Source organism: Streptomyces sp. NPDC001709, from assembly GCF_053596375.1.
The window spans coordinates 1-1,163 of the sequence record NZ_JBSFGB010000153.1; the positions used below are offsets into that span (position 1 = coordinate 1).

A 1,163-nucleotide genomic window follows, 5' to 3' on the forward strand; every position below is an offset into this window, starting at 1 on the left:
CTAAAGATCTTTAACGGCTGAGGTTACGGCGGTTGAAGGTCGAGCCCGGTCTTGCCGATGAGACCCTCGATCAGGCTGGGGCGGTACTGCATCCGTTTCAGCCGCGTTTTCACCAGCGCGGTGAGCTGGTCGAGGCTGTGTTTGGTGAGGTTGGCCAGGGACCTCTTCAGGTGCGACCACACGCCCTCGACGGGGTTGAGCTCGGGAGCGTACGGCGGCAGCTGGTAGACGGTCAGCCATAATCGAGCGGCGATCAGCTCGCGCATCGCGTGGCTGACGTGCGTGTTCAAGTTGTCCCAGACCAGCACGACGGGGCCGCCGAGCTGCTGGTGCGCGGCATCCAGCAGGCGGGCGTAGTCGGTCTCGGCGAAGCCCTTACGACGGCCCTTGGCGGGACCGCGGTCGAGGTGGATGCGGTAGATCAGCCGTGATCTGCGGCCGGCTTTGGTGCAGATCAGCGCTGCCATCGAGACACGTTTGGTGCCCGCGGCGGTGACCCGGACCACGGGGGTGTGGCCCCGGCGACCCCAGGTGCGACCCTTGGGCGGCCTCAGACCCTGGCCGGCTTCGTCCTCGAAGCAGAGCCAGGCGCCCAAGTCCGCCGCCCTCTTTTTATGACGGGCCACTGCTCGTCCTTCCAGGCGGCGATCTTCGCCTCGTTGCGCTCGGTGGCCTTGCGGGAGGGGACCTGCACGCTCCAGCCGATGCGGTGCAGCAGCAGGTCCAGCCCGGCCAGGGTGTACTCCACACCGAACCGGCGGCGCACGATCTCCGCGATCCGTGCGAGTGTCCAGCACTGGTCACTCCAGCCGGAGGCGGCCGGACCAGCATCCAACACCGTCTCCAGAACACGGAGTTGTCCCGCATCAAGCTTGCACCGGGCGCCGCCGGCGCCCTTGGAGGTCAGGGCCTGCCGACCGCCCGAAGCCAACGCCCGCCGCCAGCGGTTCGCCGACGTCCGGGTCACCCTGAACCGCCGGGCCACCTCCCGGTCACTGGCCCCGGCCTCAATCAAGTCAGCTGCCGCGAACCGGACTTGCTCACGCCGAGCCCGTTCCTCGGCTGTCAATCCACCGCCATCGGGATACCTCATTCTCCCGGCATAGCGCGGCCCACGGCAGCCGTCACGACCCGACGTAACCCGCACCGTTAAAGATCTCTAG

1 protein-coding gene is annotated in these 1,163 nt (G+C 67.6%); it reads right to left on the bottom strand.

Annotation, left to right across the window (positions count from 1 at the left end; translation table 11 throughout):
* Positions 1-23: 23 nt before the first annotated feature.
* Positions 24-1,093, bottom strand: a protein-coding gene (locus ACWC0C_RS48380) for an IS630 family transposase (protein ID WP_450871557.1) whose coding sequence is annotated in 2 segments (ribosomal slippage) — positions 24-607 and positions 607-1,093 — 1,071 coding nt in all. Because the reading frame shifts where the segments join, the coding sequence is not laid out codon by codon here.
* Positions 1,094-1,163: the final 70 nt, after the last annotated feature.